Genomic DNA, 637 nt, shown 5'->3' with positions numbered 1-637 from the left:
GAGTTTCGAAACTACAAGAAAGAATTGGAAGAGGTAACAGATTATCGCCAACTCTTCGCCCAATTACTCAAGTCAGATGATAAGCATTTGACTGGCAAGCTGATGATTCGGATTAGTATTTGCTTGCGAGGTTGTGACAAGTTTCTTGATATGCCGTCCAGAAAGAGGCGTGGGGTTACTGGTCACAATGAGTATTTGAAGCTGATTCAATCAATCACTCAACTGCTCAATGCAATGAAAGCCCATCTGAAAAAGGAAGGTGTTATTCCACCAAGACCGGCACAACCGGTTCAACAAATGGTTACTCGTCCCGTAAAGATTACGCTTCGGGTTGACCCAGATTGGAAACAATCAACTAAGCCAAGCCCAAGGAATCAGGAAGAACGATTCGAGTTTGTGAAATGGTGCAAGGCGAATGTTGAGCTTCTGGGAGATATTCCGATTGAAGACCGTTACGAGTTCTATCTCGAAAATAAGTAAGTAGATAAGCACCATTAGTCTAGATGATAGTGGTGCTTAGTGTATTTACTTCACATCAAAGGTACATCCTTATGACACGCTTACAGGCAATTCTCGCATTAACTACAGTGATGGCGCTGGGTTCTATTAATTTTGACGCAGCAGAAGTCGGAGGCCA

At 43.0% G+C, this 637-nt stretch carries 1 protein-coding gene; it reads left to right on the top strand.

The genetic code is table 11. The features are described 5' to 3' along the window. A partial coding sequence (locus tag N1032_RS26015) for a hypothetical protein (RefSeq protein WP_259543517.1) occupies positions 1-480 on the top strand: 480 nt, incomplete at its 5' end. Positions 481-637: the final 157 nt, after the last annotated feature.

It is taken from the genome of Herbiconiux daphne (assembly GCF_024979295.1).
GTDB lineage: Bacteria > Actinomycetota > Actinomycetes > Actinomycetales > Microbacteriaceae > Herbiconiux > Herbiconiux daphnes.
Note: the sequence above shows the minus strand (reverse complement) of the source record. Positions and strands in the feature narration are given on the sequence as shown.